Source organism: Mesorhizobium sp. M0598 (genome assembly GCF_040320865.1).
In the GTDB taxonomy this organism is placed as follows: domain Bacteria; phylum Pseudomonadota; class Alphaproteobacteria; order Rhizobiales; family Rhizobiaceae; genus Mesorhizobium.
In genome coordinates, this window is record NZ_JAMYQL010000004.1 from 277625 (window position 1) to 293768 (window position 16144).

Genomic DNA, 16144 nt, shown 5'->3' on the forward strand with positions numbered 1-16144 from the left:
TTTCCTTCGGGCCGGGCTTGTCGGTCCAATTTATATAAACGTTAAATTAATCACGATCGTAAGTATAACATTAACCTTGTTTTGACGATTGCCGCTGCAAAGTCCCGCTTGGCTACGTGGTTTGCCAAGGCGAGGTTCGGACAGATGCCAGCATCCCGATTGATTATTCTGAGCGTGGCGATAGCCGCGGCCGGTGGTGCAGGCTATGTCGCGAAGAACATGGTCGTGGCTCCGCCGCCTCCGGTTGTCGATTCCGGTCCTCAGGCGCCGGCGATCGCGCTGCAGGATGTGCTTGTTCTTTCCGGCGACGTTCCGATGGGCAGTCCGCTTGAAAACAACATTTCCTGGGAGTCATGGCCGTCCGCAGGCATCAACGCAAATTTCATCACCCGCGCCGCCGAGCCTGAAGCGCTGGACAAGCTGAAGGGCGCCGTCGCTCGCGTGGCGCTCTACGCCGGCGAGCCGCTGCGGCGCTCGAAGCTGATCGGTGAAGGGCAAAGCTTCATGTCGTCGATCCTGCCCTCCGGCATGCGGGCCGTTGCCACAAGCATCTCGGCCGACACCTCGGCCGGTGGCTTTATTCTTCCCAACGATTTCGTCGACGTCATCATGACCCGCCGAGCCGATCCCGCCAATGGCGGTGGTCCGGGCTTCACGACCGAAACTATCCTGAAGAACATTCGCGTCCTGGCGATCGACCAGACCATTCAGGAGGACGAGGAAGGTAAGAAGACCAGGGTTGGCCAGACCGCCACCCTGGAACTGACGCCGCAGCAGTCCGAGATCATCACCGTCGCACAGCAGATGGCGGATCGCCTGACATTGGCGCTGCGCTCGATCAAGGACAGCCAGGACAAGAATGTGGGCGAAGCCGATTACCTGGTTTCCGGCAATGGCCGGCGCGGAACAGTGCGGTTGATCAAGTCGGGCGAAGTTTCCGAAGTGGGGGCAAGGAAATGAGGCTAAAAACCAAACTGCCGCTCATCCTGGCTGCGGCGATCGGCCTGTTTCTCTTTGGAACGAATGCATATGGCATTGTCGATGCCAGTGCGGCGGGCAATGCCAGGGTGACGGCTTCGACCGCCACCCAGCGGGTCAAGCTCGGACTGAACAAGTCGGTGGTCATCGACCTCCCGAGCGATGCCTACGACATTCTCGTCGCCAACCCCGCTGTAGCCGACGCGGTGACCCGCACCGCCAGGCGCATCTATCTGTTTGGAAAGGCGGTCGGCGAGACAAATATCTTCGTCTTTGGCCCGAATGGCGAGCAGATCGTCAGCCTTGACCTAGCGGTCGAACGTGACGTCGCCGGGCTGGAGGATTATATCAAGCGCTTCATCCCGTCATCGGAGGTCAAGGTCGAGTTGCTGAACGACAACGTCGTTCTGACCGGAACCGTGGACACTCCTCTGGACGCGAAGCGCGCGGCCGATCTGGCAACTATTTTCGTGTCCGGCGGCGAGGCAACCACGGGTCAATATTCGCAGACCGCTGCCGGCGGTTCGGCTGAAGCCGGCGTCGCGATCGATAACCCGGATGCCGAGCGCCGCGTCAGCAAGATCGTCAACCTGCTGCAGATCATCGGCGACGACCAGGTGACGCTGAAGGTGACGGTCGCGGAAGTCAGCCGCTCGGTGATGAAGCAGCTCGGCGTCAACATGGTGGGCAACGGCAGCAGCAACGGCATCAGCTGGGGCGCGGTAAGCGACAATTTCACTGGTTTGGGCAAGTCGCTGTCGAACTCGGGCCTCTCTATCGGGAGCTCGACGCTGCAGGCCTACATAAATGCCATGGAACAGTCCGGTGTCATGAAAACCCTCGCCGAACCAACATTGACGGCCGTATCCGGCGAGAAGGCGACCTTCAAGGTTGGCGGCGAATACAACATGGTGACCAGCGTTTCCCAAGCCGTATCAAACGATAACCAGACCGGTCTGAAGACGTATTCGGTCGAGAAGATCGAATACGGCATTGGCCTGGAATTCCAGCCGGTGGTGCTGTCTCCCGGCCGCATCAGCCTGAAAGTCAGAACCTCGGTTTCCGAGCCGACAACGGAGGGGTCTGTGTCTTTGTCCGAAGGCGTAACGAGCCCGGGCATGAATGCCCTGTCGCTCCGCAAGCGCTTGGCCGACACAACAGTGGAACTGCCTTCGGGCGGCTCAATGATGATTGCCGGCCTTGTCCGCGATGATCTCAGGCAAGCCGTCAACGGCTTGCCCGGTCTGACAAAGATTCCAGTGCTTGGCGCGCTGTTCCGCAGCAGGGATTTCGTTCGTAACGAGACCGAGCTCGTCATCATCATTACGCCGTATCTGGTGAAGCCGGTGGCGCGCAACGATCTTGCCAAGCCGGATGACAATTTCAACGCCGCCAGCGATGGTGCCGGCATTTTCCTTGGCCGCGTCAACCGTGTCTACGGCACCATGCAGACCGACAAGCCCAACGGCCGTTACCACGGCGTTGTCGGCTTTATCTACAAGTAAGCGGGGAAGCGGTCATGTCTAAGGCAGCATCGAAGGCACGGGCGATCACCGCGACGCGGTCGGTCCATTCGCGAATCTGGCGGCCGCCCGTTCCCATTATGGCGATCGCGGTGGCGGCATTGCTGGCCGGCTGCGCCAATCGCGACAGCGTCACGGTGGGTGCCATACCGGACGATTATCGCACCACCCATCCGATCGTCATAGCCGAGAAGATACAGAAGATCGACCTTCCGGTCGGCGCCGGCGACCGTGGCATGACCAGATCCCAGCGTGACACGCTCCTGGGCTTCCTGGACGGATACGACAGGAGCGCGGCTCCGGTGCTGACGATCGAGATTCCGAGCGGCTCAGCCAACCAAATCGCAGCGGCCGCGGCCGGCCGCGATTTCGCCAGGCTGGCCATAGCCAGCGGCATCAGCCGGAAGCGGATCGACATGCGGTCTTATCAGTCTGTTTCGGCCGAAGCGTCCGCACCGGTCCGTGTTGCCTACGTCTCCCTGAAGGCTCAGACGGATAAATGCGGGCGCTGGCCCGAAGACCTGCTGCAGACTTCGGAAAACAAGCACTATGCCGATTTCGGCTGTTCGTATCAGAACAACCTGGCTGCCCAGATGGCCAATCCGTCCGATCTGATCGGGCCACGCAAGCCGACCCCGATCGACGCGGAAAATCGCGGCGCGGTGATCGACGTCTATCGTGACAGAGGTATTTCGGACGAATTCCTCGGCAATTCGGAAGTCGAATATTAACGAGTGTTGAGGCTCAACAAACCCTAAGCCGCGCAAGTCACGGAAAGTGATGACAATGAGCAATCTTGCCTATGACACAGAGGTACCGGGCGGCGAAACCTCGGAGCAGGATATTGCCGCGATGCAGGCGTTGCGGCCGATCCCGCGCATTTCGATCCAGGCATTTTGCGAGACCGAAGGCGTAGCCAATCCGGTCGAGCGCGCCGGCGAGGATCGCCGCATGGCCAAGGCCCATCTGAAGGTGCATATGGGGGGCATCCCCACCGCTATCGAATTCTATCAGTCGGCGCCGACGCCGAACCTGATCCTGCTTGAATCGCGCAGCGAGCCGAAGCTGTTGCTGGAACAACTCGCCCAGCTCTCCGAGCATTGCGACCCGACCTCCAAGGTGGTGGTTGTCGGCCACTACAACGATGTCGGCCTGTACCGCGAACTCATCCGTTCGGGCATTTCCGAGTATGTCATCGCGCCCGTATCGATGGCCGACATCGTCAGCGTGGTGTCTTCGATTTTCGTTGATCCGGAAGCTGAGCCGATCGGCCGCTCGATTGCCTTCATCGGCGCCAAAGGCGGCGTCGGCTCCTCGACCATAGCCCATAATGTGGCCTGGGCCATGTCGTCCCTTTTCAAATCCGAAGTGGTTGTCGCCGATCTCGACCTCGCCTTCGGAACGGCCAATATCAATTTCGACCAGGATCCGGCGCAAGGCATTGCCGAGGCAGTCTTCTCGCCGGAACGCGTCGACGAGGTCTATCTCGACCGGCTGCTCGCCCAATGCGCCGAGCACCTGTCGCTGCTTGCGGCCCCTTCGACCCTGGAGCGGGTCTACGATTTCGATCCCGACGCCTTCACCCAGCTTATCGACATAGCCCAGCGTAGCGCGCCGCTCCTCGTGCTCGATGTTCCCCACGTGTGGGCCGGCTGGACCAAGAACACGCTGGTCAAGGCCGACGAGATCGTCATCACGGCGACGCCCGAACTGGCCAATCTGCGCAACACGAAGAACCTGGTCGACATGCTGAAGCGGCTTCGTCCGAACGATCCCCCGCCAAAGCTTGTGATCAACCAGGCCGGTGTGCCGAAACGTCCTGAGATTACGCCGTCCGACTTCTCCGAATCGCTCGGCCTTTCGCCGATGTCGGTCATCCCGTTCGAGCCGCTTTTGTTCGGAAATGCTGCCAACAACGGACGTATGCTCGGTGAGATGGATGCCAAGAGTCCGGTTGTCGCCACGATCAACGAGATCGCCCATGTGCTGACAGGGCGCAGCGAAATCAAGGTGAAGAAAAAGGCTGGCCTCGGCAATCTGATCGGCAAGCTTTCGCGCAACAAGAAGTGATGCCTCAGCGGTGGAATTGGTAAGCGATCATGTTTGGTAAAAGAGGCAGCGACGACGGCAACCGGACCATTCCGGAATTCCGTCAGCCAGCACCCGCACCTGCTGCGCCGGCGGCCGCGAACCCTGTGGAAGCGGCTGTAACTGCCAGGCCGGCGGCGCTGCCGCCATCCGGCGCGCCTGCCGCGCCGGCGGTTCGCCGTGCGGTCGAGCCGCCGCCATTGGCCCCGGAGCCGAAAAATATCCAGCGCCAAAAGAGCGAAACCTACTACGACACCAAAAGCCAGGTCTTCGCCGCACTCATCGATACGATAGATCTGTCGCAGCTCGCCAAACTCGATCCCGAAAGCGCGCGCGAGGAAATCCGCGACATTGTCAACGACATCATCGCGATCAAGAATTTCGCGATGTCCATCGCCGAGCAGGAAGAGCTTCTCGAGGATATCTGCAACGACGTTTTGGGCTACGGGCCGCTGGAGCCACTGCTTGCCCGCGACGATATTGCCGACATCATGGTCAATGGCTCCAAGAACGTCTACATCGAAGTCAACGGCAAGGTCGAGCAGACCGGCATCCGTTTCCGCGACAACCAGCAGCTCCTCAACATCTGCCAGCGTATCGTCAGCCAGGTTGGCCGCCGCGTCGATGAATCAAGCCCGATCTGCGATGCGCGTCTTCCTGATGGCTCCCGTGTCAACGTCATCGCACCGCCCCTGGCTATCGACGGCACCGCACTTACCATCCGCAAGTTCAAGAAGGACAAGCTGACGCTCGACCAGCTGGTCAAGTTCGGCTCGATTTCTCCACAAGGGGCCGAGATTCTCAAGATCATCGGGCGTGTCCGCTGCAATATTGTCATCTCGGGCGGTACCGGCTCAGGCAAGACGACGCTGCTCAATTGCCTGACCAACTATATCGACCGCGAAGAACGCGTCATCACCTGCGAGGACTCAGCTGAGCTGCAATTGCAGCAGCCGCATGTGGTGCGTCTCGAAACCCGTCCGCCTAACCTCGAAGGCGAGGGCGAAGTGACCATGCGCGACCTGGTCAAGAACTGTCTGCGCATGCGCCCCGAACGTATTATCGTCGGCGAAGTGCGCGGACCCGAAGTGTTCGACCTGCTGCAGGCGATGAACACCGGCCATGACGGCTCGATGGGAACGATCCACTCGAACAGCCCGCGCGAATGCCTCAACCGTATAGAGTCGATGATCGCCATGGGCGGCTACACGCTGCCGCAAAAAACCGTGCGCGAAATCGTCGTCGGCTCCGTCGACGTGATCATACAGGCTGCACGCCTGCGCGACGGATCGCGGCGTATCACCCACATCACCGAGGTGATCGGCATGGAAGGCGACGTCATCATCACCCAGGACATCGTTCTCTATAACATCAAGGGCGAGGACGCGAACGGCAGGCTGCTGGGCGAGCACGTGTCGACTGGCATCGGCCGTCCGCATTTCTGGGAGCGCGCCCGCTACTACGGTGAGGAGCAGCGCCTCGCGGTCGCGCTCGAGGCGATGGAGAAACGCGCTGATTGATCCGTCTGGAAGCGTGGGGGCCAGGGTCGATGTTCGGAATTGACGGCACCGTATTGGCATTCGTCGTGCTCGCCGGCTTCAGCGCCGGCGCTGTGGCCTATGCTTTCCTGTTCAACCGGATCAGCACCGAGAAGCAGGTCGGCAAGCGGCTTGAATCGATCAAGACCGCCGAGACGGATCGTTCCGTCGTCAAGGCGTCGCGCGATCGCGTGGCGGAAGCGGCCAAGCGTCGCAAGTCCGTCCAGGATTCGCTGAAGGATCTCGATCAAAAGCAAAAGTCCAATCAGAGCCTGGTCAAGAAACCACCGCTGAAGATCCAAATCCGTCAGGCCGGCATGAAGATCTCGCTTGAGCGCTTCTATGTCTACTCGGCGGTCTGCGGAGTCGTCTTGACGGCTCTTGTCTATTTCATCGGCGCACCGTTGCTGGTCTTGCCGGCTGCGCTGCTGGTCGGCGTCTTGGGTCTGCCCCGCTGGTTCGTCTCGTTTCGCCGCGCGCACCGCGTCAAGGCGTTCCTCAACGAATTTCCGAACGCGCTCGATATCATCGTGCGTGCGGTAAAATCCGGCCTGCCGCTGAACGACGCCGTGCGCCTGATCGCCAACGAATCCCCCGAGCCGGTCAAGACCGAGTTCCGCCGCATAGTCGATTCGCAGCAAATGGGTTTGTCGATCCCCGACGCGGCCATGCGCATGCCAGAAACGATGCCGTGCACCGAGGCGAGCTTCTTCGGCATCGTCATCCAGATCCAGTCTCAGGCCGGCGGCAATCTTTCCGAAGCGCTGGGCAATCTTTCGCGCGTGCTTCGCGACCGCAAGAAAATGAAAGCCAAGGTCCAGGCATTGTCCATGGAAGCCAAGGCATCCGCCGTGATCATCGGCGCGTTGCCTTTCGTCGTCGCCTTTCTCGTCTATTTGACGAGCCCGAACTACATCATGCCCCTCTTCATCACCAGCACCGGCCATCTGATCCTCGGTTGTTCCGGCATCTGGATGTCGATGGGCGTCCTGGTAATGCGCAAGATGATGAATTTCGAAGTCTAGGACTCGCGTATGACCGATCACGTCATCAGAACTCTCACCGACCCGTCCCTGCTGATCGCACTGCTGGTCGGCATCGCGGTGTTTGCGACCGTCTTCACGCTGCTGCCCGCTTTTGGCGGGAACCAGCTCAAGGCGCGCATGAAATCCGTAGCGCTGGAGCGCGATGAGCTGCGCGCCAAGCAGCGCGCGCGGCTGGCAGTCGAAGCCGACCGCCGCCGCAAGGGCCTGCGCGAAGAACAGTCGGTCGGCATGCGCAATATTGTCGATCGCCTGGATCTCAGGCGTGCGCTGGCGGATGAAGGTACCTTGCAGAAATTGAAAGTGGCGGGTTTTCGCGGGCAAAATCCGCTGACGCGCTTCCTTTTCTTCCGTCTCGTCCTGCCCTTCATCGGCTTTGCATTGGCGGCGATGTATCTGTTCGTGCTCGGCGGATTGCCCGAGCAGCCGCTTTTCGTGAAGCTGTTCGTGTGCATCGTGGTAGCCTATGCGGGATTCTACGCGCCGGTGCTCTACGTCAACAACCGCGCTACCAAGCGCAAGCAATCGATTCAGATGGCGTGGCCGGACGCGCTCGACCTGTTGCTGATATGCGTCGAGTCCGGCATGTCGGTGGAAGCGGCGCTTCGCAAGGTCGCCGATGAGATCGGCGCGCAATCGGTGGCATTGGCGGAAGAATTCATCCTGACAAACGCCGAGCTTTCCTATCTGCAGGAGCGCAAGCAGGCCTATGAGAACCTTGCAAGCCGAACTGGCCTGGAATCCGTCAGGTCGGTGTCTCAGGCGTTGGTTCAGGCCGAGCGCTACGGCACGCCCGTGGCGCATGCGTTGCGGGTGCTTGCCAGTGAGAGCCGCGACATGCGCATGAATGCCGCCGAGAAGAAGGCGGCCGCGCTGCCGCCGAAGCTCACCGTGCCGATGATCCTGTTCTTCCTGCCGGTGCTGTTCGCCATCATTCTGGGTCCCGCCGGCATTCAGGTGAGCCAGCGCGGCATCTTTGGCGACCAGCCGAAATCCAGCAGCGAGTAGCGCCAGCGGCGTTGCCAGAAACGCTGATACGATTCAGAGCCACGCTGCCGGTGCACCGCGGCTCTTTGCGTTAGACATGTTGCGGAATTCGCGCGCCGGTTCGGCGCTCGAAGCGGTCAGTTGGTGGCGGGCTTTGCCTTGTCCTGGTCCTTGAGCTGGCTCCAGGCATTCTGCTGCGCCAGCATCTGGCGAAGGTAAGCGACGTTAGCCTGCGCCTGATCCTGCGACAGCTCTTGCGAGGCGATCTTCTCGGCCTCGTCGAAACGGCCTTGCAGACCGACGACCAGCGCAAGGTTCTGGCGGACGCGGCTATCTGCATTCGGCTGCTGGGCGGCTGAGCGCATATAGGTTTCGGCTGTGCGCAAATCACCTTCCAGCACGTACGACATGCCGAGATTGGAAAGGATCGACGGTTCGTTCGGCCTGAGGTCAAGCGCCTTGCGATAGCCTTGGCGCGCCTCGTCCTTCTGGCCGAGCTGGTCCAGAATGGCAGCTTCCGCCGATACCAGTTTCCAGTCAGGATATTCGGGCGTCTGGGCGCGGCGCACGGCATCGAGAGCCGGTTCGAACTGTCCGTTGGCGGCAAGCGCCTTGCCATAGGCGGCGAGCACGTCGCGGTCCTTCGGCAGGGCGATCGCCAGCTTGCGCATCACCGCAAGCGATTGGTCTGCGTCGCCGTCCATCTGCAGCGCCGCGGCATAATTTGTCGCGATCCGCTTGTCGCTGGGGTTTTTCGAATAGGACTGGCCGAGCGCCATCGTAGCGTTGTGCAGTTCGCCCGCCGACATTGTTTCCAGCGGCTTGCCGCTTGGACGAGAAATCGAGCCAGTCGTCAATTTGCTGGTTCCGCAGCCAGCGACGCCTGCGGCAAGCGCCATCATCAACGCCGTGCTGATCAGCCTATTTGCGCTGGCGTTCATCCTGCGGTTGGTCGGCATCGGCACCAGGGCTCCGTTCATGGGCGTGACCATTTGCGAGGTCATCTTTCCTCCCGCAGAAATATTCTGTTAACCCTAACGGAGAGTTAAGAAACGCCGACTCGGAAGCCGGAGGCCAGCGAAATGCCTGTCGAACTCGTCGAGAAAGAATTGAGCAATGCGCTGCCGGTCCATCTGGTGGCGAAGGATGCTCTGGCGGCGGCGGGCCTTGCGCCATCGTCGGTCGCCTGGGCCAAGGCCAACGGCTTTTCCGGCGAGGCCGGCAGGACGCTGATCGTGCCTGGCGACAACGGCGCGATTGCCGAAGCCCTGTTCGGCACCGGTGATGGCGAGGGCGCACTGGCCATCGGCGCACTAGCGAGAGCCTTGCCCGAAGGCGAGTGGCATTTTGCGTCCGCACCGGCCAAGCCGGAGCTTACGGCACTCGCCGTGGCGCTCGGCGGCTATGTCTTCACCCGCTACGGCAAGAAGCCAGGCAAGACGCTTCGCCTCGCGCTGCCGGCAGGCACCGACGCCGCCCGCATCCGCCGCCTCGCCGATGGCATTTTCCTGGCGCGCGATCTGGTTAACACGCCGACCAGCGATATGGGCCCCGGGCAGTTGGAGAAGGCCGCCCGGACCTTGGCCGCGACGCACAAGGCGGAAATATCGGTGACCAAAGGCGACGATCTTCTTACCGCCAACTTTCCGATGATCCACGCCGTCGGTCGGGCTTCTGCCGACGCGCCACGCCTGATCGACATGATTTGGGGGCCGAACAATGCCCCCAAGATAACGCTGGTCGGCAAGGGCGTCTGCTTCGATACAGGCGGTCTCGACATCAAGCCGTCCTCGGGCATGCTTTTGATGAAGAAGGACATGGGCGGCGCTGCCAATGTGCTGGGTCTCGCTTCCATGATCATGGCCACCGGGTTGAAGGTTCGGCTGCGCGTGCTCATCCCGGCTGTCGAGAATTCGATAGCCGGCAACGCCTTCCGGCCAGGCGACGTGCTGGTGAGCCGCAAGGGCATCACCGTCGAAATCGGCAACACCGACGCCGAAGGACGGCTGGTGCTCGCCGATGCCTTGGCCTTGGCCGATGACGAAGAGCCGCAGATGCTGGTCGATATGGCGACGCTGACAGGCGCTGCCCGTGTTGCGCTCGGTCCCGACCTGCCGCCGTTCTACACCGGTGACGAGGCGCTTGCATCCGAGCTGGCGGACGCCTCGGTTGCGGTCGAGGATCCGCTATGGCGCATGCCGTTGTGGAAGCCCTATGACGCCAAGCTGGCGTCGAAGGTGGCCAACATCAACAACGTCACGTCGGACGGTTTCGCCGGCTCGATCACCGCGGCGCTTTTCCTGAAGCGCTTCGTGGAAAAGACCGCCGGCTGGGCGCATGTCGACATCTTCGCCTGGAACCCGTTCGACCGCCCGCACGGCCTTGCCGGTGGCGAAGCGCAAGGCATCCGGGCGCTGGAGCAGGTCATTTCGAACCGCTACGGCTGATTCTCGGCATAGCCGACGAAGGTATTGACTGAAACGGAACCGAAACAATTTTCCGTCATGCTGGACGGATGTCGATTATCATGCGTCCAAGCCAGGCCTTGCGACTATGGCAACAGGTGGTGTTATCCGAGGTGCGTGACGACGCGCCCGATCTCACCATGCGCCAGACGGCGATCCTGTTCACCATCTATCTCGATCCGCCGCCGCACACGGTGCGGGGGTTAGCCGCCCGCCTCAACGTCACCAAGCCGGTGATCACCCGTGCGCTCGATACGATGGGGGCGCTGAAACTGGTGTCGCGCCACCGCGACGAGCTCGACAAGCGCAACGTGCTGGTCAGGCGCACAGTCGAAGGCGCGCTCTTTGTCGAGCGCTTTGGCGATGTTATCATTGCCAGAGCCCAAGAGTTGCCCATTTAAACGAGTTGCCGATTTGACCGCCAGGGATGCCCGCCTTCATGCCTTCCGCTCCGATCTCGCCGACGCCAGGCTGAGAGGCGAGGTCGCCGCCGACCGTTTCGTCGCCGGCCGGCCGGCTCGCATATCAGCCTCCGTCGCCGACATCCGCAAGGCGCCGCGCCCGGACGCCGGCGTCGATACCCAGCTTCTGTTCGGCGAAGACGTCCTCGTCTTCGAGGACGTTGAGGGCTGGGCCTGGATACAGGCCGAGCGCGACGGCTATGTCGGCTATGTCGCCGACACCGTGCTGGGCGGTCGGGAGCATGCGCCCACACATGTTGTCTCGGTGCCGCGCACTTTCCTCTATCCGGGACCGGATTTGCGGTTCCCGATCAGCGGGCAACTCTCGATGGGATCGGCGGTAACGGTGAAAGGCGCGGCTGAAACACGCCGCACGTACTATGCTCTGCTGCCATCCGGCGAGGCGGTCATATCTGACCATCTCAGGCCTGTCGCCGAGGTTGCCCCCGACTACGTCGCGGTCGCCGAGGCGTTTCTCGGCACGCCCTATCTGTGGGGCGGCGTTTCCGGCTTCGGCATCGATTGTTCCGGTCTCGTGCAACTTGCAATGCACATGGCTGGCAGGCAAGTGCTGCGCGACACCGACATGCAGGCGGCGACCGTCGGTGAACCGCTCGACCCCGGGCCGGATTTTGCCGGGTTGCGGCGCGGCGACCTGGTCTTCTGGAAAGGCCACGTCGCGATCATGACGGATCCGGAGACTATGATCCACGCCAACGGCCACACCATGCTGGTGTCGCGTGAAGGACTGAGGGAGGCGGTCGCCCGTATCGGCTATCTCTATGGCGGACCGACCTGGTTTCGCCGGCCGTAACGCGAATCGATCACCTTTTGTTCTGATTCTGCTTGGCGATTGCGCGCCGCCGCGCTACGTCTGGCGCGTGACAGAGCAGCCGCGCCTTGCCCAACAGAATGCCGCCGTCGTCCTGCCCGAGCCATTTGTCAAATGGTTTGAGGAAAAGGGCTGGTCGCCGCGCGCCCACCAGATCGATTTGCTGGCCAAAGCCCAGGGTGGGCAGTCGGTATTGCTGATCGCCCCGACCGGCGCCGGCAAGACGCTGGCCGGGTTCTTGCCATCGCTGACCGAACTGGCCGGCCGACCGAGGAGAAGGCCGGGGCAGGCGCATCGAGGCATCCACACACTCTACATCTCGCCGCTGAAGGCGCTGGCCGTCGACATCGAGCGCAATCTCGGCAAACCCGTCGAAGAAATCGGGCTGCCGGTCACCGTCGAGACGCGCACCGGCGACACGCCCGCACACAAGCGCCAGCGGCAGAAGCTGGCGCCGCCCGACATTCTCCTGACCACGCCCGAGCAATTGGCGCTGCTGATTGCCGCGCCCGATGCCAGGCGCTTCTTCGAGGACCTGCGCTATGTCGTGCTCGACGAATTGCATTCGCTGGTGACCTCGAAGCGCGGGCATCTCCTGTCGCTCGGGCTGGCCCGGCTGCGCTCGTTTGTGCCCGCCCTGCAGACGATAGGCCTGTCGGCGACGGTCGCCGAGCCTGACGAATTGCGGCGCTGGCTGGTCAGCCAGAATCCACCGGGGCCGATGGCCGAACTGATCGTCGTCACTGGCGGCGCCAAGCCCGACATCTCCATTCTCGATTCGGAGGAGCGCGTGCCGTGGGCGGGACATTCGGCCCGCTACGCAACGCCGGAGATCTACAACGAGATCAAGCGCCACAAGACAACTCTGCTGTTCGTCAACACGCGCAGCCAGGCGGAGTTGCTGTTCCAGGAGTTGTGGCGGGTCAACGAGGAGACCTTGCCGATCGCACTGCATCACGGTTCGCTCGACGTCGCGCAGCGCCGGCGTGTCGAAAAGGCAATGGGCGAGAACGCCCTGCGCGCCATCGTCGCCACGTCGACGCTCGACCTCGGCATCGACTGGGGCGATGTCGACCTGGTCGTCCATGTCGGCGCGCCGAAAGGTGCCAGCCGGCTGGCGCAGCGCATCGGCCGCGCCAACCACCGTATGGACGAGCCGTCTAAGGCGATCCTGATACCGGCCAACCGCTTCGAGGTGCTGGAATGCAGGGCGGCGCTCGACGCCAATTATCTCGGTGCCCAGGATACGCCGCCGCTGATCGATGGCGGGCTCGACGTCCTGGCGCAGCACGTGCTGGGCTGTGCCTGCGGTGCGCCGTTCCATGCCGATGCGCTGTTCGAGGAGGTGCGGACGGCAGCACCCTATGCCGATCTCGATCGCCCGACATTCGATCGCGTCATCGATTTCGTCGCCACTGGCGGCTATGCGCTAAAGAACTACGAGCGTTATGCCCGCATCCGGTTGAACAAGGACGGACTGTGGCGGGTCTCAAATCCTCGCGTCGCCCAGCAATACCGGCTCAACGTCGGAACCATCATCGAAGTGCCGGCGCTCAACGTCCGCTACGTCCAGGCCGGCAGCAGAGGCGCGGCGTCGCGTGGCGGCCGGGTTCTGGGCAAGATCGAGGAGGCGTTCCTCGAAACGCTGACGCATGGCGACACCTTCATGTTCGCCGGCAAGGTGCTGCGCTTCGAAGGTATCCGCGAGAATGAGTGCTTTGTCTCGAATGCACCCGGCAGCGACGCCAAGGTGCCGTATTACGGTGGTGGCAAATTCCCGCTTTCGACGTACCTGGCCGAACAGGTCCGCGCCATGCTGGACGATCCGCAGCGCTGGAAGAAGCTGCCGGAGCAGGTCGCCGACTGGCTACGCTTCCAGGCCGACAAGTCGGTGCTGCCGAAACGCGACGATCTGCTGATCGAGACCTTTCCGCGCGGCAACCGCTACTATCTGGTGGCCTATCCGTTCGAGGGCAGGCTGGCGCACCAGACGCTCGGCATGCTGCTCACCCGCCGCCTCGACAGGGCGGGAGCCAAGCCGCTCGGCTTCGTCGCCACCGACTATGCGCTTGCCATATGGTCGCTGGCCGATATGGGCCATATGTTCAGGGCGAAGAAACCGTCGCTGGCTGCGCTATTCGATCAGGACATGCTGGGCGACGACCTCGAAGCCTGGCTCGCCGGCAGTTGGTTGTTGAAGCGCACCTTTCGCAATTGCGCGCTGATCTCGGGATTGATCGAGAAACGCCACCCGGGGCAGGAGAAGAGCGGCCGCCAGGTAACCGTGTCGACTGACCTGATCTACGACGTGCTGCGCAGCCACGAGCCCGACCATATCCTTTTGCAGGCGACGCGTGCCGATGCCGCGACCGGTCTCTTGGATGTCAGCAGACTTGCCGAGATGCTCTCGCGCGTCCAAGGTCGAATCATGCATAAGAACCTCGAGCAGATATCGCCGCTCGCCGTGCCGATCATGCTCGAGATCGGCAAAATGCCGGTGCACGGCGAGGCCGACGACACGCTGCTGATGGATGCAGCCACGCTGGTCGAGGAGGCCATGGGGACGAAATGACTGTCGCGCTCGCCATGGCTGCGCCTCTGGCGGATGCGGGCGCTGTCCGTATCGCCGGCGAACGCGCGAGCTGCGACCGTCGCGGCGTGCTCTATTTTCCCGAATTCCGGCTTCTGACCGTATCCGACCTGCATCTGGAAAAAGGCTCATCACTGGCGAGGCGCGGCACGCTGGTCCCACCTTACGACACCGGTGCGACGTTGCTCCGGCTGCAGGCGGTGATCGCCGATTATCAGCCTGCGATCGTTATCAGCCTGGGCGACAGTTTTCACGATGGCGGCGGCGCCGCACGTATGCACGCGAGCTTTCGCCAAAGGCTGGAAGGGCTGATGGTCGGGCGCGACTGGTTCTGGGTCGCCGGCAATCATGATCCTGAAGCGCCGGCCGACTTGCCAGGCGAGACCGTGCGCGAGCTGGCCATAGGCTCGCTACTCTTCCGGCACGAGCCTTCGGCGGTGAGAGTGGAAGGCGAGATATCAGGCCACCTGCATCCTTGCGCCCGCATCGTGCAGCAAGGCCGTTCGGTGCGGCGTCGTTGCTTTGCCGGCGATGGCGGCCGCATGATCATGCCGGCTTTCGGCGCCTATACCGGCTCGCTCAACGTGCTCGATCGCGCCTATGCCGGGCTGTTCCGCCGCGAAACGCTGATGGCCTATATGCTTGGCACACAGCGCATTTTCGCGATTTCCCACGCGATGCTCAGGCCGGGCTGAACCTACCTGCCGTAGTACAAAGTGACCGTGTGCTTGGCCTCGGCGAAGAACAGCCAGCGCTCGACCAGCATTCCGGCGAGTTGGGCGATTGGGGCAAGTATCGACAGTGCTGCCGCATAGGGCCACGGCAAGGCGAACGCCGCGACCAGCAGCAACGCGGGCAAAGCAAAGGCCAGCACCTGCGTGATCTGGCGGAGTTTAGCGCTGTGCTTGCGCGCAATGCGAAAACCCATCTCCTTGAGCAGATAGTTTTCCTCGGTATGCGGCCATTCCAGCGACCGCACCGTGCCGCCGGAAAGCCCGGTTGCGGTGTTGGCGTTGGTCGGGATCTCCAGCCTGTCATTGTATCGCCAGGTCGCCAGCTTCAAACCCCAGCCGAGCGCGGTCAGCAACAGGGCAGCCGCCAGAAGCATATTCGAGCCTGCGGCAAATCCCTGCAGCAGGGCGTTGAGCAGTACGCTGCCGGTCATCGCCGAAAAGACCAGGTAGGCGGGCAGGGTGAAGCGGGTGTGCCACTGGGCAATCGGCTTCAACGACGCGTAGATCATGCCGGTGGTGCAGACGGTTGCGACCGCGCCGATGGCAGCGAGCAGCCCGGCGACAGCCGCCCAGCCGCTCGTACGGCCGAGGACCACCCAGCCAATACCGAACAGTCCCGCCGGCACGAAGGTGGCGACCGAGGCAACACCTTCGCGCGACAGCCATGAGCTACGCCATTGCGAGAAGGCACGCCAGGCGCGTTCGGGCCGGCCGAGATGGCCGGCCGACGACAGCAGGCCTGTCGAGATCAGGCCAAGCGCCAGCCCCATGCCGGTGAGGCCAAGCCAGAAATCGGGCGGGATAAAGCCCTGTCCAGCGAGCACGCCAAGCAGCGCGAGCAGGCCGTAACCGGCGCCCGTGGCCGTGGTGAAAAAAACGACAGAGAAGGCTGGATGCATGAAGGC

Annotated in this window: 14 protein-coding genes; 12 read left to right on the forward strand and 2 right to left on the reverse strand. The window is 62.3% G+C overall.

Annotated features, from left to right (window positions below; genetic code table 11):
• Window positions 1-144 precede the first annotated feature (144 nt).
• From cpaB to NKI59_RS08205, 7 genes are read left to right on the forward strand one after another with little or no spacing between them, the layout of a single operon-like run.
• Window positions 145-960 carry a Flp pilus assembly protein CpaB gene (gene cpaB / locus NKI59_RS08175; RefSeq protein WP_023676931.1) on the forward strand — a complete coding sequence of 272 codons (816 nt, stop codon included), beginning with the start codon at window positions 145-147 and terminating at the stop codon, window positions 958-960.
• Entirely contained in the window at window positions 957-2483 is a 1527-nt protein-coding gene (locus NKI59_RS08180) for a type II and III secretion system protein family protein (RefSeq protein ID WP_352703464.1), read from the forward strand. Before cpaB ends, NKI59_RS08180 begins: the two co-directional genes overlap by 4 nt.
• 14 nt (window positions 2484-2497) lie before the next feature.
• Window positions 2498-3232 (forward strand): CpaD family pilus assembly protein, encoded by a 735-nt coding sequence (locus NKI59_RS08185; protein ID WP_352703466.1) that lies wholly within the window; start codon window positions 2498-2500, stop codon window positions 3230-3232.
• A 55-nt stretch (window positions 3233-3287) separates the two neighbouring features.
• Window positions 3288-4571, forward strand: a complete 1284-nt coding sequence (locus tag NKI59_RS08190) for a CpaE/TadZ family protein (protein ID WP_352703468.1) — start codon at window positions 3288-3290, stop codon at window positions 4569-4571.
• A 29-nt stretch (window positions 4572-4600) separates the two neighbouring features.
• Window positions 4601-6109 carry a TadA family conjugal transfer-associated ATPase gene (locus NKI59_RS08195; RefSeq protein WP_352703470.1) on the forward strand — a complete coding sequence of 503 codons (1509 nt, stop codon included), beginning with the start codon at window positions 4601-4603 and terminating at the stop codon, window positions 6107-6109.
• Window positions 6110-6138: 29 nt separating this feature from the next.
• Window positions 6139-7152 (forward strand): type II secretion system F family protein, encoded by a 1014-nt coding sequence (locus NKI59_RS08200; RefSeq protein ID WP_023676935.1) that lies wholly within the window; start codon window positions 6139-6141, stop codon window positions 7150-7152.
• A gap of 9 nt (window positions 7153-7161) precedes the next feature.
• On the forward strand, window positions 7162-8178 hold the full coding sequence (locus NKI59_RS08205; RefSeq protein ID WP_023676936.1) for a type II secretion system F family protein: 1017 nt from the start codon (window positions 7162-7164) through the stop codon (window positions 8176-8178).
• A gap of 116 nt (window positions 8179-8294) precedes the next feature.
• Here NKI59_RS08205 and NKI59_RS08210 read toward each other — a convergent pair whose 3' ends face one another.
• Window positions 8295-9116: a tetratricopeptide repeat protein gene (locus NKI59_RS08210; protein WP_023676937.1), complete on the reverse strand. Its 822-nt coding sequence runs from the start codon at window positions 9114-9116 to the stop codon at window positions 8295-8297.
• Window positions 9117-9239: 123 nt separating this feature from the next.
• On the opposite strand from NKI59_RS08210, the gene NKI59_RS08215 reads away from it, so the two are divergent.
• From NKI59_RS08215 to pdeM, 5 genes are all read left to right on the forward strand, one after another.
• Window positions 9240-10604, forward strand: a complete 1365-nt coding sequence (locus NKI59_RS08215) for a leucyl aminopeptidase family protein (RefSeq protein ID WP_352703472.1) — start codon at window positions 9240-9242, stop codon at window positions 10602-10604.
• Between the two features lie 68 nt (window positions 10605-10672).
• On the forward strand, window positions 10673-11023 hold the full coding sequence (locus NKI59_RS08220) for a MarR family winged helix-turn-helix transcriptional regulator (protein ID WP_023676939.1): 351 nt from the start codon (window positions 10673-10675) through the stop codon (window positions 11021-11023).
• Window positions 10986-11897 (forward strand): C40 family peptidase, encoded by a 912-nt coding sequence (locus NKI59_RS08225; RefSeq protein ID WP_502898365.1) that lies wholly within the window; start codon window positions 10986-10988, stop codon window positions 11895-11897. Before NKI59_RS08220 ends, NKI59_RS08225 begins: the two co-directional genes overlap by 38 nt.
• A 67-nt stretch (window positions 11898-11964) precedes the next feature.
• Entirely contained in the window at window positions 11965-14487 is a 2523-nt protein-coding gene (locus NKI59_RS08230) for a ligase-associated DNA damage response DEXH box helicase (protein ID WP_352703476.1), read from the forward strand.
• The gene (pdeM, locus tag NKI59_RS08235) at window positions 14484-15200 is read left to right on the forward strand and encodes a ligase-associated DNA damage response endonuclease PdeM (RefSeq protein WP_352703478.1); all 717 of its coding nucleotides are present in this window, start codon (window positions 14484-14486) and stop codon (window positions 15198-15200) included. Before NKI59_RS08230 ends, pdeM begins: the two co-directional genes overlap by 4 nt.
• 2 nt (window positions 15201-15202) lie before the next feature.
• On the opposite strand, the gene NKI59_RS08240 is transcribed toward pdeM, so the two are convergent.
• Window positions 15203-16138 carry a dimethyl sulfoxide reductase anchor subunit family protein gene (locus NKI59_RS08240; protein WP_352703480.1) on the reverse strand — a complete coding sequence of 312 codons (936 nt, stop codon included), beginning with the start codon at window positions 16136-16138 and terminating at the stop codon, window positions 15203-15205.
• Window positions 16139-16144 lie beyond the last annotated feature (6 nt).